The organism is Achromobacter sp. ES-001, from assembly GCF_019448355.1.
GTDB lineage: Bacteria > Pseudomonadota > Gammaproteobacteria > Burkholderiales > Burkholderiaceae_B > Achromobacter > Achromobacter spanius_B.
The window spans coordinates 1,717,218-1,738,950 of the sequence record NZ_CP079940.1 but is presented as its reverse complement, the minus strand read 5'-3'; the positions used below and the strand labels follow the sequence as shown (position 1 = coordinate 1,738,950).

The following is a 21,733-nucleotide window of genomic DNA, read 5'->3' as shown; positions in this document are numbered from 1 at the left end:
AGTGCGCGGGCCAGGCGCCTGAGGCTTCAGGCGCCCTTCGCCACCGGGCGTGACGGGTCGCTGCACCATTCGCTCCATGAACCCGGGTACAGCCGCGAGCCGGACAGGCCGGCGATTTCCATCGACAACAGGTTATGGCACGCGGTGATGCCCGAGCCGCACTGATGCACCACGGCCTTGGGGTCGCGGTCACCCAGCAGGTCGGCGAATTCGGCGCGCAGCTGCTCGGGTGACTTGAAGCGGCCATCGGCTTGCAGGTTTTCGCCGTTGGGACGGTTCAGCGCGCCCGGGATGTGGCCGGCCACCGGGTCCATGGGCTCGACTTCGCCGCGATAGCGGTTGGCCGCGCGCGCGTCGATCACGGTAAAGGCCGGCTGGGCGATGTTGTCCAGCACGGCTTGGGCGTTGACCGACCCGGCCAGCGATTGCCCGGGCTCTACCGGCTGGCCGGCTTTGACCTCGGGCGCGGCGTCGGTCGTGGTCGGCAAACCGGCCGCCACCCACGCCTGCCAACCGCCGTCCAGCACGGCCACGCGTTCATGGCCCAACCAGCGCAACATCCACCACAGGTGCGCGGCGTACATGCCGCCGCTGGCGTCGTACGCCACGACCAGCGTTTGCGGCGTCACGCCATGAGCCGCCATCAGGCCGCCGAATTCGGCGCGCGACGGCAACGGATGCCGGCCGTTCTTGCCGGTGCGCGGTGCCGCCAGCTCGGTTTCGTGGTCCAGGTGACGGGCGCCCGGGATGTGTCCGGCGTCGTAGGCCTGGCGGCCGGCGGCGTGGTTGGTCAGGTCATGTCGCACATCGAATACGCGCACGTCGGGCGAATCGAGGCGCGCGGCCAGGTCGGCGGCAGAAATCAGTGTGGTCGTCATTCGGGGTGCTCCTGATCGAAGGGGGCGGGTCAGGTCGGCTTCGGGTCGCGCATGGTGCGCCACACCGACAGCAGGCCCGCGGAAATGATCAAGCCCATGCCGGCCCAGGCCAGGGCGTCCAGATGGTCGCCCCAGAAGCCCATGCCCAGCAAGGCCGCGAAAATAATGGTGCTGTATTGCAGCGCCGCCGTCAGCAGCGCCGACCCCATGCCAAAGGCCCGGGTCATGGCAAGCTGGCCGAACATGCCGGCCACGCCCACGCCGAACAGCGACGCGTAGCCCTGCCAGTCGGCGTGGCCCCAGCCTTCGAACCACAAGCCGGCGATGCTGGACACGCAGACCGCCACGGAGAAAAACAGCACGGTGCGCCATTCGGGTTCGCCGATGCGGCCCAGCTGGCGGATCTGCATCATCGCGATGGCCGACATGGCGCCCGCGCCCATGCCCATGACGGCGGCCAGCCACTGGTCTTCGTTGATACTGGGCCGCAGCACGGCGATCACGCCCAGAAAGCCCAACGCCACCGCCAGGATGCGGACCGGGTCGCGCTGCGCGCCGCCCCACCCCAGCATCCAACAGGCGATGAACAGCGGCGCGGTGTAGTTCAGGCTGGTCGCGGTGGCCAGCGGCAGATGCGAGATGGCGAAGAAACCCAGCCACATCGACGTGACGCCGGACAGGTTGCGCCACAGGTGCAACTTCCAGCTGGTCGGAACGATGGATTGCCGCCCAGCGCGCGCCCACAGCAGCAAAAGTAGGACGGAAGGCAGCCCGCGAAAAAGCACGATCTGCGGCAGCGACGCGCCGTGTTCCGTGCCGAACTTCACGAACGACCCCATGATGGCGAACATGGCGGACGCCAACAACATCCAGAGAGCCTGCATTGGGGGTCTACGCTAAGGGAAAAGTGAGGGGAAATAGGGGAAAGCGATACTATACTCTTGCCCACCGGGAGCGGTGCCGGCGAGTCGGGGAACTGGCGGGCCGCCGCCATGTCGAACCCGGGTATTTCCCGCTCGCAGAGGAACACAAAAAACATGAAACGCATTGTCTTGTTCGTCATCACCAACCTGGCCGTCATGCTCGTGCTGTCGGCCACGCTGCGCATCCTGGGCGTAGACCGCTACATCACCGCCAACGGCCTGAACCTGAACGCCCTGCTGATCTTCTCGGTGGTCGTGGGCTTTACCGGCGCGATCATCTCGCTGCTGATCAGCAAGCCGATGGCCAAATGGAGCACCGGGGCCCAAGTGCTGGACCCGAACGCCCCCCGCAATCAACGCGAAGCCTGGCTGGTCGACACCGTTCACCAACTGGCCGACCGCGCGGGTATCGGCCGCCCCGAAGTGGCCATCTATGAAGGCGCGCCGAACGCCTTCGCCACCGGCGCGTTCAAGAACGACTCGCTGGTCGCCGTGTCGACGGGCTTGCTGGAAAGCATGAGCGAAGAAGAAGTGGCGGCCGTGCTGGCGCACGAAGTGGCCCACATCGCCAACGGCGACATGGTCACGCTGACGCTCATCCAGGGCGTCGTGAACACCTTCGTGGTGTTTCTGGCCCGCGTCGTGGGTTACTTCATCGACCGCGTCGTGTTCAAGAACGAACGCGGCATCGGCCCGGGCTACTACATCACCGTGCTGGTCTGTGAAATCATCTTCGGCGTGCTGGCCTCGATCATCGTGGCCTGGTTCTCGCGCCAGCGCGAATACCGCGCCGACGCCGGCTCTGCCCACCTGATGGGCGCGCGCGAACCTATGATCCGCGCGCTGGCTCGGCTGGGCGGCCTGGAACCGGGCGACCTGCCCAAGTCGTTCGAGGCCTCGGGCATCACCGGCCGCGGCGGCCTGGCGGCCATGTTCGCCTCGCACCCGCCCATCCCGTCGCGCATCGCCGCCTTGCAGAACGCCCGCGTGGTCTGATCGCCCGCCCGGTTCAAGCAGGCAGCAAAAAGCCCCTGGGGTCAGCAACCCCAGGGGCTTTTTCTATTGAGGCTTCAGCGCTCGGGCATCAGCACTCGACGATGTTCACCGCCAAGCCGCCGCGCGCCGTTTCCTTGTACTTCGTCTTCATGTCGGCGCCGGTTTCGCGCATGGTCTTGATGACGGAATCCAGCGACACGTAGTGCTGGCCGTCGCCGCGCAAGGCCATGCGCGCGGCGTTGACGGCCTTGATGGACGCCATGGCGTTGCGTTCGATGCAGGGAATCTGCACCAGCCCGCCAACGGGGTCGCACGTCAGGCCCAGGTTGTGTTCCATGCCGATCTCGGCGGCGTTCTCAACCTGTTCCACCGTGCCGCCCTGCGCCGCGGCCAAGCCGCCGGCGGCCATCGAACAGGCCACACCGACTTCGCCCTGGCAGCCCACTTCGGCCCCCGACAGCGATGCGTTGTACTTGTACAGCAGGCCGATCGCCGCGGCGGTCAAGAGGAACTCGCGTACGCCCTCGCGGCTGGCGCCGGGCACGAAGCGATCGTAATAGTGCAGCACGGCGGGGATGATGCCGGCCGCGCCATTGGTGGGCGCCGTGACGACACGGCCGCCCGCCGCGTTCTCTTCGTTGACCGCCATGGCATACAGGTTGACCCAATCCATGACCGACAGCGGGTCGGACAAGGTGCGCTCTGCGCGCTGGGTCAGATTGCGGTAAAGCTCCGGCGCGCGGCGACGCACGCGCAAGGGGCCGGGCAATTCGCCGTCGGCTTCCGGGTAGTCGATGCCGCAACCGCGCGCCACGCAGTCCTGCATGACCTGCCAGATGCGGTCCAGGCCGCTGTCCGTCTCGGCGGCCTCGCGCCAGGTCAGCTCGTTCTTCATCATCAGCTGCGCCACGGTGAGGCCGCTTTCGCGGCACATCGTCAGCAGTTCGCGGCCCGAGCGGAACGGGTACGGCAGCTGATTGTGCGCGGCGATCACCTGGCTGTTCGAGGCGCCGGCGGTCACGACGAAGCCACCGCCCACCGACAGGTACCGCGATTCGCGCAGCGACTCGCCATTGGCGTCGACGGCGTGGAATTTCATGCCGTTGGGGTGCTCGGCCATGGCTTCGCGACGATAGAACACCATGTGTTCTTTCTCGATGAAGGCGACCGGGTAACGGCCCAGCAGCGGCAACTGGCGGCTGGCGCGCACCGAGGCGATCATGCCGGCAATGGCGGCGGGGTCGACCGTGTCGGGCGCTTCGCCCATCAGACCCAGCAGCACGCCCTTGTCGGTACCGTGCCCCTTGCCGGTCGCGCCCAGCGACCCGTAGAGCTCGGCGCGGACATACGCCACGCGCGACATCAGGCCATCGCGTTCCAGGCCTTGCGCGAACAGCAAGGCGGCCCGCATCGGACCCACCGTATGGGAACTAGACGGGCCTATGCCTATCTTGAACAGATCGAATACGGAAACGGCCACGCGATACTCCAATACATCAAAGAATAGTCAGGCAATGATACGCGTTGCCACCCCCGCGCGCAGGAATGGACGGCGGGGCGTATGCTGTATCGCCGCCACCGGTTCCGTCACCCGGTCAGGCATGCGATCATTACAGAATTATTACTTGTCATAAAAAGAACGGGAACACCCCTGGATGTCTGGACTTATTACCCTGCTTGACTTCGCCGGCTACGTCGCCCTGCTGCTTTGGGGCGTGCACATGGTCCAAACGGGCGTCCAGCGCGCGTTCGGCGCGGCCTTGGGCGCCGCGCTGGGCCGGGCCCTGGGCACGCGCCTGCGCGCCTTTGCCGCCGGCCTGGGCATTACCGCCGCCCTGCAAAGCAGCACCGCGACGGGGCTGATGATCACGGGGTTCGCAGCGGGCGGCGTGGTGGGCCTGGTGCCCGCGCTGGCCGCCATGCTGGGGGCCAACGTCGGCACGACGCTGATCGTGCAGTTGCTGTCATTCGACCTGACCTCGCTGGCGCCTATCCTTATCCTGGCGGGCGTCTGGATGTTCCGCCGATATCCCCCCGGCCGCACGCGCGACCTGGGCCGGGTGTTCATCGGCCTGGGCCTGCTGCTGCTTTCCCTGCATCAGCTGGTTGAATTGTTCGAGCCGTTCCAGACGGCGCCCATGCTGGGCATGATTCTGGACGCCTTGTCGACCCAGCCCGTTGCCGCCGTCTTGCTGTCGGCCGCGTTCACCTGGGCCGCGCACTCCAGCGTGGCCGTCGTGGTGCTGGTGATGTCGCTGGCAAGCCATCACATGGTGGCGCCGCACGTGGCCTTTGCGCTGGTGCTGGGCGCCAACCTGGGCACGGCCATCAACCCGATGATCGAAGGCGTCACGGGCGACGATCCCGCCGCGCGCCGCCTGCCGCTGGGCAACCTGCTGACCCGCGTGCTGGGCGTGCTGGCCGGCCTGATCCTGCTGCCCGTGCTGCAACCCCTGATGAGCGACATGGCCAGCGACCCGGCCCGCGCCGTGGCCAATTTCCACACGCTGTTCAACGCGGTCATCGCCATCCTGTTCCTGCCGTTGCTGTCGCCCTACGCGGCCCTGCTGACACGCTGGCTGCCCAAGCGCGCCGACCCCAACGACCCTTCCCGGCCGCAATATCTGGATGAATGGGCGCATGACGTGCCCGCCGTGGCGCTGGGCAACGCCGCCCGCGAAGCGCTGCGCATGGCCGACATGGTGCAGACGCTGCTGCTGTATGCGCGCGCCGGCTTCAAGCGCGACAACCGCCACCGCATGGTGCAGGCACGGCAGCTGGATGCCGCGCTGGACAAGCTGGAAAACGCCATCACGACCTACCTGGCCACGCTGGACCAGGAAAACATGACGCGTGACGACATCCAACGCATGGACGATATCCTGGCCTTTGCCAGCAACATCGGCCACGCGGGCGATATCGCCCACCACGGGCTCTTGAGCCACGTGGCCAAGCTGCGCAAACAGGGCTGGACGTTCTCGCCCGAACAGCGCGCCAGCCTGGATGACACGCTGGGCCAGTTGATCGCAAACCAGCGGCAGGCCGCTGCCCTGTTCGTCAACGACGATCTGCGCCAGGCGCGGGCGCTGGCCGGCGAAAAGGCGCGTTTCCGCACCATCGAAACGCAGGCCGCCGACACGCACCTGCAAAAGATCAAGTCAGGCCAGGTGGACGCGGCCGAAGTCGGCGCGCTGTACCTGGACATCCTGCGGGATATGAAGGGAATCAACTCTCACTTGGTGGGCGCCGCGGCGTATCCGCTGCTGGCCCGCCACGGCGAGCTTCTGCCCAGCCGTTTGCGCGAAGCGGGCAACTAAGCGAAAGCGGGGTCCGGGAAAGCGGCAACCGCGCGCGCAAGCGCGCATTAGACGGAAGCCCACCGACCCAGGTGTGTTGCAGCGGACGGCGGGCGGTTCCCCCGCCCGGCCCCGCGCTTTAGTCAGGACAGCGCAAACTGACCCTGCCCCCGGCGCACATTACAGATAGCGCTGGAACCACGCCAGCATCCGGCTCCAGCCGTCCTTGGCCGCTTCAGGCTGGTAGCTGGCTCGGTAGTCCGCCAGGAACGCGTGGTCCGCGTCCGGGTACACCACGAATTCCGACTGCCTGGCCGCCGCGTTACCGGCCGCCAGCTTGGTCTTCATGGTCTCGATATCGGCCAGCGGGATGCTGGCGTCCTTGCCGCCGTACAGGCCCAGCACCGGCGCATGCAGCTCGTTGACCACATCGAACGCCACGCGCTTGATCAGCGGGCCGTGGCCCACGCTGAGCTTGCCGTACCAGGCCACGGCGGCCTTCACGTCCGGGTTGTGAGCCGCGTACATCCACGTCAGGCGACCGCCCCAGCAAAAGCCCGTGATGGCCACGCGCTTGGGGTCGCCGCCGTTCTCCGCCGCCCAGGCCACGCTGGCGTCCAGGTCGGAAAACACCTGTTCATCCGGCACCTTGCTGACCAGTTCAGCAATCAGTTTCGGAATGTCGGTGTAGACGGAGGCGTCGCCCTGGCGTTCATACAGGTTCGCGGCCACGGCCAGGTAACCGGCCTTGGCGATGCGTCGGCAAAGATCTTTGATGTGCTCGTGCACGCCGAAGATTTCCTGCACCACCAGGACGATGGGCAGGTCCTGGCGGCCTTCGGGCGCGGCGTAATAGGCGGCGATGGACCCGTCTGCCACGGGCAGCTTGAAGTCAGCGTGAACCAGGCCTTCGGTGTCAGTGTGGATGACGGTGGGGGCAACGTTGCCGGCGGCGGCGGAAAAGCTCATGGGGGACGCTCCTGTGGGGGATTGATCGACGGATCGACAAGCAGGCATCCCGTCCGCGCGCGCCCTAATGCGTGTGGGCGTGCTCCGCATGGGGCGCGCCAGTGCCGGCGTCGGCCTCGTGCTCGTGCCCATGGTGCATCAGCGTGGTCACGCTGTAGATCAGCGCGACACCCAGGCCCACCAGCAACAACTGCGGGACGGCATCCGAAAGGGACACCCGTTCATGCATCTGCGGCATCAGGTCGGCCACCGAGATATACAGGAAGCTGCTTGCGGCAACCACCAAGATATACGGCACCCAGTCCTGCGCCTGCTGCAGCACAAAGTACCCTATTATGCCGCCCACGGCTGAACACAAGCTGGTGAACAGGATCAACGAAAACGCACGGCGACGCGGCAACCCGGCATTGAGCAGCACGACAAAATCGCTAAGCTTGTGCGGCACTTCGTGCACGATGATCGACGCCGCCGTCAGCACGCCCAGCAGCGGGTCCGTCAGGAACGCCGCCGCCACCAGCACCCCGTCGCACAGATTGTGCAGCGAACTTCCAATCAGGATCAGCACGCCGCCGCGCCCCGCTTCGTGGTGGTCGTGGCCTTTGTGGTGGTGATGCCCGTCGCCCTCGTGGTGATGGCTATGACGCAGCAGCGCAATCTTTTCCAACACGAAAAAGCCGATCAGCGACGCCAGCATCAGGCCGAACAAGGCATGGGCGTTGCCGACCGCGCCCTCGAAGGCCTCGGGCAGCAGATGCAATAGCGCCACCGACAGCAGCACGCCCACCGACAGGCTCACCATGTGATGCAGGTATTGGGCGAACACCTTGTAGGCCAGCCAGCTGGCGACAAAGACGGCAATAAGCCCGCCGGTTATGGTGGCAAGCAGGACCCAGAGCAGCAACATTTGGGGGACGCAGTATAGGCGGGGAGGAAGCGCAACATTATATTGTTGCAATCCCAAAATCGGAAATGGGCCGTCCAAGGACGGCCCATCGGAATATCCGTGCAGAACCCGCAGCGCTTAGTGCGCCTGTTCCCAGTTCTTGCCCATGCCCACTTCCGCGACCAGCGGCACGCGCAGTTCGGCCACCGAGCACATCAGGCGAGGCAGCGCTTCCTTGACCACATCGATCTCGGCATCCGGCGCTTCCAGAACCAGTTCATCGTGTACCTGCATGATCATGCGGGTTTGCAGTTTTTCGGCTTCCAGCCAATCTTGCACAGCCACCATGGCCAGCTTGATGAGGTCGGCCGCCGTGCCCTGCATGGGCGCGTTGATGGCGGCCCGCTCGGCGCCTTGCCGACGCGGCCCCGAGGCGCCACGGATCTCGGGCAGTTGCAGGCGTCGACCGAAAACCGTTTCGACGTAGCCCTGTTCGCGCGCCAGCCTGCGGGTATTTTCCATGTACATCGCCACGCCGGGATAGCGGGCGAAATAGCGGTCGATGTAGGCTTGCGCGGCGTCCCGGGTGATGCCCAGGTTGGACGCCAGGCCGAACACCCCCATGCCGTAGATCAGGCCAAAGTTGATGGCTTTGGCCGCGCGACGCTGGTCGGTCGACACGTCCGCCAAGGCCACGCCGAACACTTCGGCCGCCGTGGCGCGGTGAATGTCTTCGCCGGCGGCGAACGCGCTTTGCAGATTGGCGTCATCGGACACGTGCGCCATGATGCGCAGTTCAATCTGCGAATAGTCGGCCGACAGCAGCACGCCCTGCTCGGCAATGAAGGCTTCGCGCACGCGGCGGCCCGCCTCGGTGCGCACGGGAATATTCTGCAAGTTGGGATCGGACGACGCCAAGCGGCCCGTGATGACCGCCGCCTGCGAATAACGCGTGTGCACGCGGCCCGTGGCCGGGTTGATCATGCGCGGCAGCTTGTCCGTGTAGGTGGACTTCAGCTTGGACAGGCCCCGGTATTCCAGCAGCACCTGGGGCAGCGGGTAGTCCAGCGCCAGCTTGGTCAGCACGTCTTCGTCGGTTGACGGTGCACCGCTGGCGGTCTTGCGCACCACCGGCAACTGCATGCGTTCAAAGAGGATTTCGCCCAACTGCTTGGGCGAATTCAAATTGAAGGGCTGGCCGGCCAGTTCATAGGCTTTTTGCTCCAGGCGCAGCATTTCCTGGCCCAGCTTGTGGCTTTGGCGGCCCAGCTCTTCGGCGTCCACCTTCACGCCGTTGCGTTCGATCGTGGTCAGCACCGCCGACACCTTGATCTCAAGCTGGTAGATGCGGTCCAGCCCCTGGTCAGCCGCCACCATCGGCCGCAGCACACGGTGCAATTGCAAGGTGAAGTCGGCGTCTTCGGCGGCGTAATGCCCCGCCTTGTCGACAGCCACCTCGTCAAAGCCGATCTGCTTGGCGCCCTTGCCGCACAGGTCTTCGTACGACACGCCGCTGCGGCCCAGATAGCGCTGTGCCAGGTCGTTCAGCCCCACGCCGCGATGCGATTCCAGCACATACGCTTGCAGCATCGTGTCGTCGGTGATGCCGGCCAGCGCAATGCCCTCGTTGGCGAACACATGCGCGTCGTACTTGGCGTGATGCAGCAGTTTGGCGCGCGACGCATCTTCCAGCCACGGCTTCAGGCGCGCCAGCACCTCGGCCTTGGGCAACTGCGTGGCGCCGTCCGGCCCGCGATGCGCCACGGGGATGTAGCAGGCAACGCCCGGCTCTACCGCCAAGGACAAGCCCACCAGCCGTGCCTGCATCTGGTCCAGCGACGTGGTTTCAGTGTCCAGCGCCACCAGGGACGCGTGTTGCAGCCGCTCGAACCAGGCGTCGAATTCGGCCCAGTCGGAAATGATGCGGTAGTCCAGCTCGACGGGCGCCTCCGGCACATCCACCGCGATGCGCGCATCGCCCGCGGGCACGCGCTCGGCATCCCCGGTCAGGTCGCGCAGCCAGGTACGGAAGCCGTAGCGCTCGTACAGCTCGGTCAACGTGGCGTCGTCGCGCTCGCGCGGCTTCAGGTCGTCCACGCTTTCGACATGGCCGGTCAGGTCGCAGTCGTACTTCACCGTCAGCAATTGGCGGGTCAGGGGAAAGTTGGGGATGGCCTCGCGCAGGTTGTTGCCGGCCACGCCCTTGATGCTGTCGGCGCCTTCGATCAGCTTGTCGATCGAGCCGAATTCGGACAACCACTTCACGGCCGTCTTTGGGCCGACCTTGGTCACGCCCGGCACGTTGTCGACGGTATCGCCCACCAGCATCAGGTAGTCGACGATGCGGTCGGGCGGCACGCCAAACTTGTTGACCACACCGGGTTCGTCCAGCACTTCGCCGGTCATGGTGTTGACCAGGGTGACGTGGCTGTTGACCAGCTGCGCCAGGTCCTTGTCGCCCGTCGAGACGATGGTGTGCACATCGTGTTCGGCGGCGCGCTTGGCCAGCGTGCCGATCACGTCGTCGGCTTCTACCCCTTCGATGGCCAGCACCGGCCAGCCCAGCGCGCGCACCGCGCGGTGGATGGGTTCGATCTGCGCGGCCAGGTCTTCCGGCATGGGCGGGCGATGCGACTTGTATTCGGGATACAGATCGTCTCGGAAAGTCTTGCCGCGAGCATCGAAAATACATGCGGCATACTCTGCCTTATGATCAGATACAAGCTTGCGCAGCATATTGACCACGCCGTACAGCGCACCCGTGGGTTCGCCTTGCGCGTTGCGCAAATCAGGCATAGCGTGGAAAGCGCGGTACAAGTAGCTTGAACCGTCGACCAGTAATAAGGTTTTTTTCATGGTTACAAAGGCAGATATGGAAACACCCGCCGGCAAACAAATTCCGCTGATTATGTCAGAGATACGGACGGCGGCAGATAAGCTCGCGAACATCGGGCCCGCAGTCAGTGTCTTCGGCAGCGCACGCGTCAGCCGCAACTCCCCCCACTATGAAACCACCGTTGCCATTTCGGCCGCCTTGGCCGGCGCCGGGTTCGCGGTCATTGCAGGGGGCGGCCCCGGCATCATGGAGGCCGCCAACAAGGGAGCCTTCGAAGCAGGCGGCACCAGCATCGGGCTGAATATCAGCCTGCCGCACGAAGCGCACAACAACGAATACCAAACCATCAGCCTGTCATTCGAGTATTTCTTCTCGCGCAAGGCCACGTTCTTCATGCACAGCTTCGCCTACGTGGCGATGCCGGGCGGCTTTGGCACGCTGGACGAGCTCTTCGAAGCGCTGACGCTGATCCAGACAGGCAAAGTGCCGCCCGCGCCCATCGTGCTGGTGGGCAGCGAATACTGGTCGGGCATGGTCGAGTGGCTGGGCGATCAGGTGCTGGGTAACGGCATGATCGGCGCGCACGACCTTGACCTTTTCATCATCGAGGACGACCCCGTCAAAGTGGTGCGCCGCGTCGTGGAATTCCATGACAAAGTCACTTCCGAAGCACAATACGCGCCGTCCCTGCCCGCCTGAGCCTGAGGCTTGGCCTGAGCTCCGGCCTGAGCCCTGGGCTCGACTTCAAGCATGATGCGGCGGCCGCCCCAGGCCGCCGTTTCAAGCGCATGGCTTCACGCCAGCATCTCGGGTCGTCATCTCAGCCCATCGCCTCACGCCATGGCTTTGACGATGGCTTCGCGCGCCAGGCCGATGAACTCGCTCTCTCCGGGGCGGGCGGGCAATAGCCGAAATTCCACCGACGGCAGCGTCGGCAGGCCGGGCGCGTGCAACCGCGCGATGCCGGGCGCCAGCGCCGACTCGTTCAGGCAGGCCACCCCCAGGCCCGCCGAAATAGCCAGCTGCAAGCCCGCCACGCCGGATGCCACATGCGCCACCGCGTAGGGCACGGCGCGCCGCGTCAACTGACGCTCTACGTACTGGCGCAATGCGCATGTCTCGGGCAAGACCAGCAGCGGCAAGGGCTCGCCAGCGGGCGCCGCGGCGCCTTCCGCCGCCATCCATAGCAGCGGCTCGCGGCGCAGCAATGCACCCTGGGCCCTGGCCCGTGGCGCGCCGCGTTCCTGGATCGACATCGATATGCCCACGTCGATTTCACCTCGTTCGTAGGCAGCCTCGATCGCGCCGCTTTTCATGATCGTCACGTGCAAGCGCACCTGCGGATACTGTTCGTTCAAGCGCCGCAGCATGCGCGCCACATCGCCGGGGCGAAAGTAATCCGTGATGAACAGCCGCAATTCGCCGCGCAGCGCCACGCCGCGTAAATCGCGATAGGCCTCGTCACTAAGCGCAAGAATGGCGCGGGCGTGACGCAGCAGCCGCTCGCCCGCCGGCGTGGCCGTCACGCCGGTTTTGGCGCGTATCAGCAGCGCCTGGCCGGCGCGCTCTTCCAGCTTGCGCATCTGTTCGCTGACCGATGACTGCGACAGAAAAACCTTGGGCGCCGCCGCCGTCAGGCTGCCGGCATCAAGCACGGCGACCAGCGTGCGCAACTGGTCAAGGTCAAATCCAGACATAGCGTATCCAACGGATAAGTCGATGGGTGGGATCGTAATTTCCCGCTTTTCCGATGTCAAACGCTTCCCTACACTGGCCTTGTACCCTTACACACAGGAGCCAGTCATGCCCCATATCGTCATACACATTTCCGGTCAATCGGACCCCGCCATCAATCGTCGCGTGGTCGACTCGGTGGCCGGGCTGACACAGTCCGTGCTGGGCAAGAAGCTGCCTGTCATCGCCATTACGTTGCAGCACATTCCGCACGATCTCTGGTTCATCGGCGGCAAGCCGCTATCGGAACTGGGCAAGAACGCCTTCCACCTGGACATCAGCGTCACGGACGAAACCAACACCAAGGCCGAAAAGGCGCGCTATATCAAAGAGATCTATGCGTCCTTCCAGCAGATATTGGGCGAGCTGCACGAATGCTCGTACGTACACGTGATCGACGCGCGGGCAGCAGCCTATGGATACGGCGGCGCCACGCAGGAATACCGGCATCAGCAAAGCGGGGTGTAGTCCTCCGGCGGCGGCCCCGCAGCGGGCCGACGCACGCATGAAAAAAAGCCGCGCACCAACAGGTGCGCGGCTTTTTGCTGCCGAACCGCCAGGGAGGAATATCCCCGGGGGCTCGCCTTAGACGGAGGCTTCGCGCGCGGCGCGCTTGCGTTCGTTTTCCAGCAGATGGCGCTTGCGCAGACGGATCGACTTCGGCGTGATTTCAACGAGCTCGTCGTCGTCGATGAATTCCACGGCGTATTCCAGCGACATCTGAATCGGCGGCACCAGGCGCACGGCTTCGTCGGTACCCGAGGCGCGCACGTTGGTCAGCTGCTTGCCCTTGATCGGGTTCACGACCAGGTCGTTGTCACGGCTGTGAATGCCGATGATCATGCCTTCATACAGCGCATCACCCGGGCTCACGAACATGCGGCCGCGATCCTGCAGCTTCCACAGCGCGTAGGCCACGGCATCGCCTTGGTCCTGGCTGATCAGCACGCCGTTGCGACGCTCGCCGATCGAACCTTCCTTGACCGGGGCGTATTCGTGGAAGATGTGGCTCATCAAACCCGTGCCGCGCGTCAGCGTCAGGAATTCGTTCTGGAAGCCGATCAGGCCACGGGCCGGGATCAGGTATTCCAGACGCGTACGGCCACGGCCGTCCGGCTGCATGTCTTGCAGGTCGCCCTTGCGGCGGCCCAGCTCTTCCATGACGCCACCCTGGTGGGCATCTTCAACGTCGATGGTCAACGATTCGAACGGCTCGCACTTCACGCCGTCGATGTCCTTGAACACCACGCGCGGACGCGACACGGCCAGCTCGTAGCCTTCGCGACGCATCGTTTCCAGCAGAATCGTCAGGTGCAGTTCGCCACGGCCCGACACTTCAAACACCGTGTCGTCGCCCGTGTCGCGCACACGCAGCGCCACGTTGGACTTCAGTTCGCGGTCCAGGCGGTCGCGCACTTGGCGGCTGGTCACGAACTTGCCTTCGCGGCCGGCCAGCGGCGACGTATTAACCATGAAGTTCATGGTCAGCGTCGGCTCGTCGATGCGCAGCATCGGCAGGGCTTCCTGCGTGATCACGTCGGTCACGGTGCAACCAATGCCCAGTTCTTCGATGCCGTTGATCAGCACGATGTCGCCGGCTTCGGCTTCTTCAACCACAACGCGCTCCAGGCCATGGAACTTCTGGACCTGGTTGATGCGGCCCTTGCCGCCTTGGCCGTCGGGGCCAAACTTGTAAGCCACTTCCATGCCGGGGCGCATGCGACCACGGTTGATGCGGCCCACGCCGATCTTGCCGACGTAGCTGTTGTAGTCCAGCGAGATGATTTGCATCTGCAGCGGGCCGTTGGGATCGTCGTCACGCTGCGGCACGTGCTGCAGAATGGCTTCGAACAACGGGCGCATGTTGCCTTCGCGCACGTCCGGGGTCAGGCCGGCGTAGCCGGACAAGCCCGAGGCGTACACCACCGGGAAGTCCAGCTGTTCTTCCGTCGCGCCCAGCTTGTCGAACAGGTCGAACGTGGCGTTGATGACGAAGTCGGTACGGGCGCCCGGGCGGTCAACTTTGTTGACGACCACGATCGGCTTCAGGCCCAGGGCCAGCGCCTTGCGGGTCACGAAAATGGTCTGCGGCATCGGGCCTTCAACGGCGTCAACCAGCAGCAGCACGCCGTCAACCATGGACAGCACGCGTTCGACTTCGCCACCGAAGTCAGCGTGGCCCGGGGTGTCGACGATGTTGATGTGCGTGCCTTCGTATTCAACGGCACAGTTCTTGGCCAGAATCGTGATGCCGCGTTCTTTTTCCAGGTCGTTCGAGTCCATGACCCGTTCGGTCAGCGCCTGGTTTTCGCGGAAGGTGCCGGATTGGCGCAGCAGCTGGTCGACCAGGGTTGTTTTACCGTGGTCCACGTGGGCGATGATGGCGACGTTGCGCAAGGCGCGAGTCATAGCGAGTCCTTTAAGGTCAGGGTGGAGGGCAGCAAGCCCTCCGGCAATTCGTTCAGTGCAAGCAATGCCTGCTTGGGGTCTGGCATGGCCTGCAAGGCTTCCAGCTCAACGGCGCGTTCCAGAGAAAATGGCCCGACATGCGTGCGCCGCAGCGCCGTCAGGTGGGCGAAACAGCCCAGCACGCGCCCGATGTCCTGGGCCAGTGTTCGGATGTATGTGCCTTTACTGCAAGCCACATCGATCTCTGCCTGCGTTCCCGAAAGGGACAACAGCTCGATGCGGTGAATCGTGATCTGGCGCGGGGCCCGTTCCAGCTCGATGCCGGCGCGCGCGTACTCGTACAGCGGTTTGCCATCGCGCTTGAGCGCGGAGTACATCGGCGGAATCTGCTCGATCGTGCCCGAGAAACGTGACAGCGCGTCGCGCAGCGCCTGTTCGTCAACGGTAAAGCCCGGTTCGGCGGTGGACACGACATTGCCGGTCAGGTCGCCAGAATCGGTTTCGCTGCCAAATTGCAGCGTAGCGCGATACGCCTTGTCAGCGTTAAGCATCGCGCCGGAAATCTTGGTTGCGCGTCCCATGCAGCACACCAGCAAGCCGGTGGCGAAGGGATCCAGCGTGCCCGTATGACCGGCTTTCGCCGCGTCCATGGAACGCTTGGCGCGTTGCAAGGCGTGGTTGCTCGACAAACCTACGGGTTTGTCGAGCAACAGCACACCGTCGAGCAAAAGCCCGCGTCGTTTAGCCATCGTCGGAATCCGGTTGAAAAGCAGTGACGACAGCCCGATCAGGACTGGTCTTCAGGTTCGTCAGGCACGCCCGAGTGCGGGCCGGGCCGATTTGCGCGGTCGATGAGGATCGACATTTCGATGCCACGGGCAATCTGCTCGTCGTGGAAGAAGCGCAAAGTGGGGACAGTGTGAATGTGCAGCAGCTTGTAAAGCTGGGAATGCAGCCAACCGGCTTTTTCGTTCAGCAAGGCGGTGGCGGCTTCGGGCTCGGCGCCCAAAACCGTGAACCACACCTTGGCATGCGCGTAGTCGGTCGACAATTCCACACCAGAGAGCGTGATCAGCCCGGCGCGAGACATATCGATCTCGCGCTGGATGATCTCGGCCAGATCCTTCTGGATCTGGTCGGCCAGCCGCAAATTGCGGCCGGGGATGGCTTTGGACTTGTGACGGCTCATTAGCAATAATGCCTCGCGACGCTTTACAGCGTACGCGCGATTTCCTTGATTTCAAAGACTTCCAGCTGGTCACCCACCTGGATGTCGTTGTTGCCGCGCAGCGTAAGACCGCAATCGAAGCCCGACTTGACTTCCTTGACGTCGTCCTTGAAGCGGCGCAGCGATTCAAGATGCCCCGTCCAGTGAACCACGTTGTTGCGCAGCAGGCGTACCTGGGAATCGCGGCGGACGATGCCGTCAAGCACCATACAACCAGCGATGTTGCCAAGGCGCGAGATGCTGTAGACCTCACGGATCTCGACCAGGCCGATGATTTCTTCCTTCTTCTCGGGCGCCAACATGCCCGACATGGCCGCCTTAACTTCATCCACGGCGTCATAGATGATGTTGTAGTAGCGCACGTCGATGCCGTTGTTCTCGGCCAGCTTCTTGGCGCTTGCTTCCGCACGCACGTTAAAGCCGATCACGACCGCGTTCGAGGCAATAGCCAGGTTGATGTCGGTTTCCGAGATGCCGCCCACGGCCGCGTGCACCACTTGCACACGGACTTCGTCGGTCGACAGCTTGACCAGCGACTGAACCAACGCTTCCTGCGAACCCTGCACGTCGGTCTTGACGATAAGGGTAAGCGTTTGCGTGCCCTCGCCCAGGTTGTCGAACATCGATTCCAGCTTGGCGGCCTGTTGGCGTGCCAGCTTGACGTCGCGGAACTTGCCTTGGCGGAACAGCGCGATTTCGCGCGCCTTGCGTTCGTCGGACAGCGCCATCAGTTCGTCGCCGGCGGCGGGAACTTCGGTCAGACCCTGAATTTCCACCGGGATGGACGGGCCCGCCGATTGGATCGGCTTGCCGTTTTCGTCCAGCATGGCGCGCACGCGGCCAAAGCTTGCACCGGCCAGCACGACGTCGCCGCGCTTGAGCGTGCCGCTTTGCACCAGGATCGTCGCGACCGGGCCACGGCCCTTGTCCAGACGGGCTTCGATGACCAGACCCTTGGCGGGTGCGTCTTCCGGAGCCTTCAATTCCAGCACTTCGGCTTGCAACAGCAGGTTTTCCAGCAGATCGTCAATGCCTTCGCCGGTCTTGGCCGACACGCCCACGAAGGGCACGTCACCACCGTATTCTTCCGGCACGACCTGTTCGGCAACCAGTTCCTGCTTGACGCGTTCCGGGTTGGCCGACGGCTTGTCGATCTTGGTCACGGCCACAACCATGGGCACGCCCGCGGCCTTGGCGTGGTGGATGGCTTCACGCGTTTGCGGCATCACGCCGTCGTCGGCGGCAACCACCAGAATCACGATGTCGGTCGCCTTGGCGCCGCGGGCACGCATGGCGGTGAACGCCTCGTGGCCCGGGGTGTCAAGGAAGGTCACCATGCCGCGTTCGGTTTGAACGTGGTAGGCGCCAATGTGTTGCGTAATGCCGCCGGCTTCGCCCGCGGCAACCTTGGCGCGGCGGATGTAATCCAGCAGCGAGGTCTTGCCGTGGTCGACGTGGCCCATGACGGTCACGACCGGAGCGCGCGGCAGTTGTTCGGCTTCGGACACCGTGGCGGATTCGTCCAGGAATGCTTCCGGATCGTCCAGCTTGGCGGCGATGGCCACGTGGCCCAGTTCCTCGACCACGATCATGGCCGTTTCCTGGTCCAGCACCTGGTTGATGGTGACCATCTGGCCCAGCTTCATCAGATGCTTGATGACTTCGGCGGCCTTCACGGACATCTTGTGAGCCAGGTCGGCCACGCTGATGGTTTCCGGCACGTGAACTTCGCGTGCAATGAATTCCTGCGGTGCGGGCTCGTTGCGGCGGTCGTTCTGCTGGTTGCGGCCACCACGGCCGCCGCCCTTGCCACCACCCTTGCCACCTGCACGCCAGCCATCACGGCTGGCCGGGGCGGCCGGCTTGTCGGCGGGCTTCTTGCGCGAGGCGTCATCCGACCAGGTCGAAGCAACTTCGGCGGTCTTGATGGTCTTTTTCGCGCCAGGAGCGGCGGGCTTGGCGTCCTTCTTGGCGCCAGGCGTGGCACCCGGCTTGCCGGCCGGCTTGTGCAGCGTGCCGGAAATCGGCGCGGCAGCGGCGGCAGCGGGGGCCTCCGGTTCGGGAGCACGCAGCACCTTGCGCGGACGATTCAGCATCTCGCGCAGCGCGGCGGCTTCGGCCTCGGCGGCACGGCGCGCCTCATCGCGGCCACCCGACGTAGCGGACGCAGCAAGGGGCGGGCCGGCGCGGCGGTTGTCGGCACGGTTGCCCACCTTGACGGGGGGCGCGGCCGGCGCGGGCGCGGCGGTTTTCACGGGTTCGGACTTCGCGGCAGGCTGCGCCTGGGCGATCGGCGCAGTGGCCTCGGGGGAAGGTGTATCGGACTTATTGGCTAGCACAACGGGTTCCGGCTTGGCTTCTTCAGCCTTGGGCTCGGTGGATTCAGTCTTAACTTCGGGCTTGGCCTCTTCGGCCACGGGCTCGGCAGGAGCAGGCGCCGGCGTCGGTTCGGGTTCAGGCTGGGCCTGGACTTCGGCGGCTTGCGCCTCGACGGGGGCGGGCACTTCGGCCGCGACGGGTTCAACAGGCGCGGGCGCTTCAACCGGCGCGGGCGCTTCTACAGCAACGGGCTCTTGTGCCGCGGCAGGGGCCGAAGCCTCGGCCTTGTCGGCAGTGGTCTCGCGGGGCTCGACCACAGCAGGAGCCTCGGGTGCAGCCGGCGCGGACACCTGCTGCTCTTCTTCGATCGCAACTTCATCTTCGGCACGCGAGGACGCGGCTTGCTCAAGGGCGATTTCGGAGGGATCACGCTTGACGAACACGCGCTTCTTGCGCACTTCAACCTGGATCGTGCGCGAGCGGCCGGTGGCATCAGCCTGCCGGATCTCGGACGTCTGGCGGCGCGTCAAGGTGATCTTCTTGCCTTCGGTCGCGCCATGGGCGCGACGCAGCGATTCGAGCAATTTCGCCTTGTCGCTGTCGGTGACGGAATCGTCAACCGATTTGAGGTCAACACCAGCCGAGCGCAGCTGATCCAGCAGCACATTGGCAGGCATTTTCAGCTCGGTAGCGAACTGGGCGACGGTGTTACTCGACATTAGGCTCTCTCTTCCCTATATGCAGCTATTACAAACAACGTGAACTTGCGGTGGATGAATCCAGCACTACCCACCGCAGACCCGTGTCCTTTTGGTTATTCTTCGTCGAACCAATGGGCACGGGCACGCATGATGAGGTCGCTGGCTTCCTGCTCGGTCAAGCCGGCGATTTCCGCCAGTTCGTCCGTTGCCAATTCGGCCAGATCATCACGCGTATGCACTTGACGCTCGGCCAGCTTTGCAGCCAGTTCTTGCGTCATGCCTTCGAGTTCAAGCAAATCCTGTGCGGTCTCAAGACGCTCTTCCTGGGCAATTGCCTCAGTCAGCAGCGCATTGCGGGCACGGGCGCGCAATTCATTGATGGTGTCTTCGTCAAACGCTTCGATTTCCAGCAGTTCCTGCATGGGTACGTAAGCGATTTCCTCGATACCGGTAAAACCTTCGTCGATCAGGATGTCGGCGACTTCCTCATCAACGTCCAACTTGCTCATGAACGTGGTGCGCAGACCCGAACGCTCGACTTCCTGGCGATTCAGGCTTTCTTCCGGCGTCATGATGTTGATCTGCCAGCCCGTCAGCTCGGACGCCAGGCGCACGTTCTGACCCTTGGCGCCGATGGCCTTGGGCAGGTTTTCTTCGTCAACCACGACGTCCATCGCATGCTTGTCTTCGTCAACGACGATCGATTCGACGTTGGCCGGCGCCAAGGCGCCAATGACAAACTGCGCGGGGTCTTCAGACCACAACACGATGTCGACCTGTTCACCACCCAGCTCGTTACGAACCGCGGTGACGCGCGAACCGCGCATGCCGACGCAGGTGCCGATCGGGTCGATACGCTTATCGTATGCCACCACGGCGATCTTGGCACGCACACCCGCGTCGCGAGCGGCAGCCTTGATCTCGAGCAGACCCTGTTCGATTTCGGGCACTTCGTTCTCGAACAGCTGGCGAATGAACTCGGGCGAGGTGCGCGACAGGATCACCTGTTGACCACGCGCGGCGTGGTCAACACGCAACACGTAGGCGCGGACACGGTCGGCAACCCGGAGGTTTTCCTTCGGGATCATTTCGGAACGCGGCAGGCGCGCTTCGATCTTGCCGGTTTCGACAATGGCGTCGCCCTTGTCCATGCGCTTGATCGTGCCGGACACGATGGTTTCGCCACGGTCCAGGAAGTCGTTCAGCACCTGTTCGCGTTCAGCGTCCCGGATCTTTTGCAAGATGGCCTGCTTGGCCGCCTGCGCGCCGATACGGCCGAATTCGATGGGCTCAAGCGGCTCTTCGATGTATTCGCCTTCCTGAATATCAGGAACGATTTCTTGCGCGTCCGACAGCATTTCCTGCTTGTCGGGCTCTTGCAGGCCCGCTTCGTCGGGCACCACCAGCCAGCGGCGGAAGCCCTCGTGATCGCCGGTTTCCCTATCGATGGCGACACGAATGTCCGCATCATCCTTGAAGCGCTTTTTCATGGCCGAGGCCAGCGCGCTTTCCAGCGCACCGAACACGACGTCACGCGTGACGTTCTTTTCACGCGCCAAGGCATCGACCAACAGAAGAATTTCGCGACTCATCGCTTTTTGCCCTTGAAATCCAGAACGGGATCCAGTTTTGCACGTTCGATATCTTCGACCGTGAAATTCAACACCTGGATTTCGTTCTTTTTTGCCTCAAATTCGAGACCGAAGACGGTCTTGTGCATCCCAGCGTCGGCTTCCGAGGCGGCGGCGTCGTCTTCGGGCACGGTCAACGTGCCGGAGAAAACCTTACGTCCGTCTAATGCCTCACGCAGCTTGATTTCGATGCGCTCGCCTGCAAACCGGCGGAATTCGGCTTCGTTGCGCAACGGGCGGTCAATGCCCGGCGAACCGACTTCCAGTCGTTTGTAGTCGACGTTTTCGACTTCGAACACCCGCGACAACTGGCGGGAAACCTGTTCACAGTCTTCGATGCGCACACCGCCGACCCGATCGATCGTTACGCGCAAAAGGCCCAGGGCGGCACGCTCGACGTCCACGAGTTCGACGTCCATGCCGGCCAGAGCCTCTTCGGTCAATGCGAATAAATCAGCCATATACTCAAAAAAAATGGGCTGCACGCCCAGCCCACCGATATTGCGCAGAGCCCAGCCGCTTCCCTACTGCACGTAAGGAGCAATGCTGGGCAGCGCCCTATATTGCGACCTAAATTGATGCACCACGGGTCATTCCGACCCTGCCTGCCCCACAACCCGATATTGAAACCTCGGGTCCGGCGGCACTTGGCGCATATCCGATGCCAAACTGCTATTGAACAACTTCGTATTCAACAACCGCTGAGAACCGCAGCTATTGCAAACCCGCTGCGCTTCAATTGCTAATGCAAACTGCTGTCGGCTGCCGGCTATAACACCTGGCAGTCATACCAGCATTCGAACCGGTACTCATACCCGCATTCATACCAGCCGCGACCCCGGCTTTGACCCCAGCATTGGCAACAACCAAGCCTGCCAAAGCGGCATCTCGACCCCATCGCCCGGCAAAGGGCAATGACGCGAAGCCATG

17 protein-coding genes are annotated in these 21,733 nt (G+C 64.0%); 4 read left to right on the top strand and 13 right to left on the bottom strand.

Going from position 1 to position 21,733, the window contains the following annotated elements; all coding sequences use genetic code 11:
* Nucleotides 1–26: 26 nt before the first annotated feature.
* Together KYT87_RS07730 and KYT87_RS07725 are read right to left on the bottom strand one after the other, a co-directional pair.
* Nucleotides 27–878, bottom strand: coding sequence for a sulfurtransferase (locus KYT87_RS07730; protein WP_219991958.1), 852 nt, complete (start codon nucleotides 876–878; stop codon nucleotides 27–29).
* Between the two features lie 29 nt (nucleotides 879–907).
* On the bottom strand, nucleotides 908–1,762 hold the full coding sequence (locus KYT87_RS07725; RefSeq protein WP_046802785.1) for a DMT family transporter: 855 nt from the start codon (nucleotides 1,760–1,762) through the stop codon (nucleotides 908–910).
* A 153-nt stretch (nucleotides 1,763–1,915) separates the two neighbouring features.
* On the opposite strand from KYT87_RS07725, the gene htpX reads away from it, so the two are divergent.
* Nucleotides 1,916–2,797 (top strand): protease HtpX, encoded by an 882-nt coding sequence (gene htpX, locus KYT87_RS07720; RefSeq protein ID WP_046802784.1) that lies wholly within the window; start codon nucleotides 1,916–1,918, stop codon nucleotides 2,795–2,797.
* A gap of 88 nt (nucleotides 2,798–2,885) precedes the next feature.
* Here the strand turns inward: htpX and KYT87_RS07715 are convergent, their stop codons facing one another.
* Complete coding sequence (locus KYT87_RS07715; RefSeq protein ID WP_046802884.1) at nucleotides 2,886–4,277, bottom strand: L-serine ammonia-lyase; 1,392 nt, start codon at nucleotides 4,275–4,277, stop codon at nucleotides 2,886–2,888.
* A 175-nt stretch (nucleotides 4,278–4,452) separates the two neighbouring features.
* Here KYT87_RS07715 and KYT87_RS07710 point away from each other — a divergent pair, with 175 nt between their 5' ends.
* Nucleotides 4,453–6,114 carry a Na/Pi cotransporter family protein gene (locus KYT87_RS07710; protein WP_046802783.1) on the top strand — a complete coding sequence of 554 codons (1,662 nt, stop codon included), beginning with the start codon at nucleotides 4,453–4,455 and terminating at the stop codon, nucleotides 6,112–6,114.
* 159 nt (nucleotides 6,115–6,273) lie between these two features.
* On the opposite strand, the gene KYT87_RS07705 is transcribed toward KYT87_RS07710, so the two are convergent.
* The 3 genes from KYT87_RS07705 to polA all read right to left on the bottom strand — a co-directional run bounded on the left by KYT87_RS07705 (nucleotide 6,274) and on the right by polA (nucleotide 10,801).
* The gene (locus tag KYT87_RS07705; RefSeq protein WP_104143184.1) at nucleotides 6,274–7,062 is read right to left on the bottom strand and encodes a dienelactone hydrolase family protein; all 789 of its coding nucleotides are present in this window, start codon (nucleotides 7,060–7,062) and stop codon (nucleotides 6,274–6,276) included.
* Nucleotides 7,063–7,126: 64 nt separating this feature from the next.
* The gene (locus KYT87_RS07700; RefSeq protein WP_046802781.1) at nucleotides 7,127–7,966 is read right to left on the bottom strand and encodes a ZIP family metal transporter; all 840 of its coding nucleotides are present in this window, start codon (nucleotides 7,964–7,966) and stop codon (nucleotides 7,127–7,129) included.
* A 117-nt stretch (nucleotides 7,967–8,083) separates the two neighbouring features.
* Nucleotides 8,084–10,801 (bottom strand): DNA polymerase I, encoded by a 2,718-nt coding sequence (polA, locus tag KYT87_RS07695; RefSeq protein ID WP_219991957.1) that lies wholly within the window; start codon nucleotides 10,799–10,801, stop codon nucleotides 8,084–8,086.
* Nucleotides 10,802–10,853: 52 nt separating this feature from the next.
* Between polA and KYT87_RS07690 the strand changes: the two genes are divergently transcribed.
* Nucleotides 10,854–11,480: a TIGR00730 family Rossman fold protein gene (locus KYT87_RS07690; RefSeq protein ID WP_046802883.1), complete on the top strand. Its 627-nt coding sequence runs from the start codon at nucleotides 10,854–10,856 to the stop codon at nucleotides 11,478–11,480.
* Nucleotides 11,481–11,614: 134 nt separating this feature from the next.
* Here the strand turns inward: KYT87_RS07690 and KYT87_RS07685 are convergent, their stop codons facing one another.
* Nucleotides 11,615–12,478, bottom strand: coding sequence for a LysR family transcriptional regulator (locus tag KYT87_RS07685; protein WP_046802779.1), 864 nt, complete (start codon nucleotides 12,476–12,478; stop codon nucleotides 11,615–11,617).
* A gap of 106 nt (nucleotides 12,479–12,584) precedes the next feature.
* Here KYT87_RS07685 and KYT87_RS07680 point away from each other — a divergent pair, with 106 nt between their 5' ends.
* Nucleotides 12,585–12,983 (top strand): 4-oxalocrotonate tautomerase, encoded by a 399-nt coding sequence (locus KYT87_RS07680; protein WP_046802778.1) that lies wholly within the window; start codon nucleotides 12,585–12,587, stop codon nucleotides 12,981–12,983.
* Nucleotides 12,984–13,100: 117 nt separating this feature from the next.
* On the opposite strand, the gene typA is transcribed toward KYT87_RS07680, so the two are convergent.
* The 6 genes from typA to rimP form a co-directional block, all read right to left on the bottom strand.
* Nucleotides 13,101–14,924, bottom strand: a complete 1,824-nt coding sequence (gene typA, locus KYT87_RS07675; protein ID WP_046802777.1) for a translational GTPase TypA — start codon at nucleotides 14,922–14,924, stop codon at nucleotides 13,101–13,103.
* Nucleotides 14,921–15,673, bottom strand: a complete 753-nt coding sequence (gene truB, locus KYT87_RS07670; RefSeq protein WP_046802776.1) for a tRNA pseudouridine(55) synthase TruB — start codon at nucleotides 15,671–15,673, stop codon at nucleotides 14,921–14,923. Before truB ends, typA begins: the two co-directional genes overlap by 4 nt.
* A gap of 38 nt (nucleotides 15,674–15,711) precedes the next feature.
* Nucleotides 15,712–16,113, bottom strand: coding sequence for a 30S ribosome-binding factor RbfA (rbfA, locus tag KYT87_RS07665; RefSeq protein ID WP_006218273.1), 402 nt, complete (start codon nucleotides 16,111–16,113; stop codon nucleotides 15,712–15,714).
* 23 nt (nucleotides 16,114–16,136) lie between these two features.
* Nucleotides 16,137–19,190 (bottom strand): translation initiation factor IF-2, encoded by a 3,054-nt coding sequence (gene infB, locus KYT87_RS07660; RefSeq protein ID WP_219991956.1) that lies wholly within the window; start codon nucleotides 19,188–19,190, stop codon nucleotides 16,137–16,139.
* Between the two features lie 95 nt (nucleotides 19,191–19,285).
* On the bottom strand, nucleotides 19,286–20,764 hold the full coding sequence (gene nusA, locus KYT87_RS07655) for a transcription termination factor NusA (RefSeq protein WP_006218270.1): 1,479 nt from the start codon (nucleotides 20,762–20,764) through the stop codon (nucleotides 19,286–19,288).
* Nucleotides 20,761–21,264, bottom strand: coding sequence for a ribosome maturation factor RimP (rimP, locus tag KYT87_RS07650; RefSeq protein WP_104143179.1), 504 nt, complete (start codon nucleotides 21,262–21,264; stop codon nucleotides 20,761–20,763). Before rimP ends, nusA begins: the two co-directional genes overlap by 4 nt.
* Nucleotides 21,265–21,733 lie beyond the last annotated feature (469 nt).

What these genes read in the sequence shown, in the direction of transcription:
- KYT87_RS07730 (WP_219991958.1), bottom strand. Translation starts at nt 878, where the DNA reads ATGACGACCACACTGATTTCTGCCGCCGACCTGGCCGCGCGCCTCGAT.
- KYT87_RS07725 (WP_046802785.1), bottom strand. Translation starts at nt 1,762, where the DNA reads ATGCAGGCTCTCTGGATGTTGTTGGCGTCCGCCATGTTCGCCATCATG.
- htpX (WP_046802784.1), top strand. Translation starts at nt 1,916, where the DNA reads ATGAAACGCATTGTCTTGTTCGTCATCACCAACCTGGCCGTCATGCTC.
- KYT87_RS07710 (WP_046802783.1), top strand. Translation starts at nt 4,453, where the DNA reads ATGTCTGGACTTATTACCCTGCTTGACTTCGCCGGCTACGTCGCCCTG.
- KYT87_RS07705 (WP_104143184.1), bottom strand. Translation starts at nt 7,062, where the DNA reads ATGAGCTTTTCCGCCGCCGCCGGCAACGTTGCCCCCACCGTCATCCAC.
- KYT87_RS07700 (WP_046802781.1), bottom strand. Translation starts at nt 7,966, where the DNA reads ATGTTGCTGCTCTGGGTCCTGCTTGCCACCATAACCGGCGGGCTTATT.
- polA (WP_219991957.1), bottom strand. Translation starts at nt 10,801, where the DNA reads ATGAAAAAAACCTTATTACTGGTCGACGGTTCAAGCTACTTGTACCGC.
- KYT87_RS07690 (WP_046802883.1), top strand. Translation starts at nt 10,854, where the DNA reads ATGTCAGAGATACGGACGGCGGCAGATAAGCTCGCGAACATCGGGCCC.
- KYT87_RS07685 (WP_046802779.1), bottom strand. Translation starts at nt 12,478, where the DNA reads ATGTCTGGATTTGACCTTGACCAGTTGCGCACGCTGGTCGCCGTGCTT.
- KYT87_RS07680 (WP_046802778.1), top strand. Translation starts at nt 12,585, where the DNA reads ATGCCCCATATCGTCATACACATTTCCGGTCAATCGGACCCCGCCATC.
- typA (WP_046802777.1), bottom strand. Translation starts at nt 14,924, where the DNA reads ATGACTCGCGCCTTGCGCAACGTCGCCATCATCGCCCACGTGGACCAC.
- truB (WP_046802776.1), bottom strand. Translation starts at nt 15,673, where the DNA reads ATGGCTAAACGACGCGGGCTTTTGCTCGACGGTGTGCTGTTGCTCGAC.
- rbfA (WP_006218273.1), bottom strand. Translation starts at nt 16,113, where the DNA reads ATGAGCCGTCACAAGTCCAAAGCCATCCCCGGCCGCAATTTGCGGCTG.
- infB (WP_219991956.1), bottom strand. Translation starts at nt 19,190, where the DNA reads ATGTCGAGTAACACCGTCGCCCAGTTCGCTACCGAGCTGAAAATGCCT.
- nusA (WP_006218270.1), bottom strand. Translation starts at nt 20,764, where the DNA reads ATGAGTCGCGAAATTCTTCTGTTGGTCGATGCCTTGGCGCGTGAAAAG.
- rimP (WP_104143179.1), bottom strand. Translation starts at nt 21,264, where the DNA reads ATGGCTGATTTATTCGCATTGACCGAAGAGGCTCTGGCCGGCATGGAC.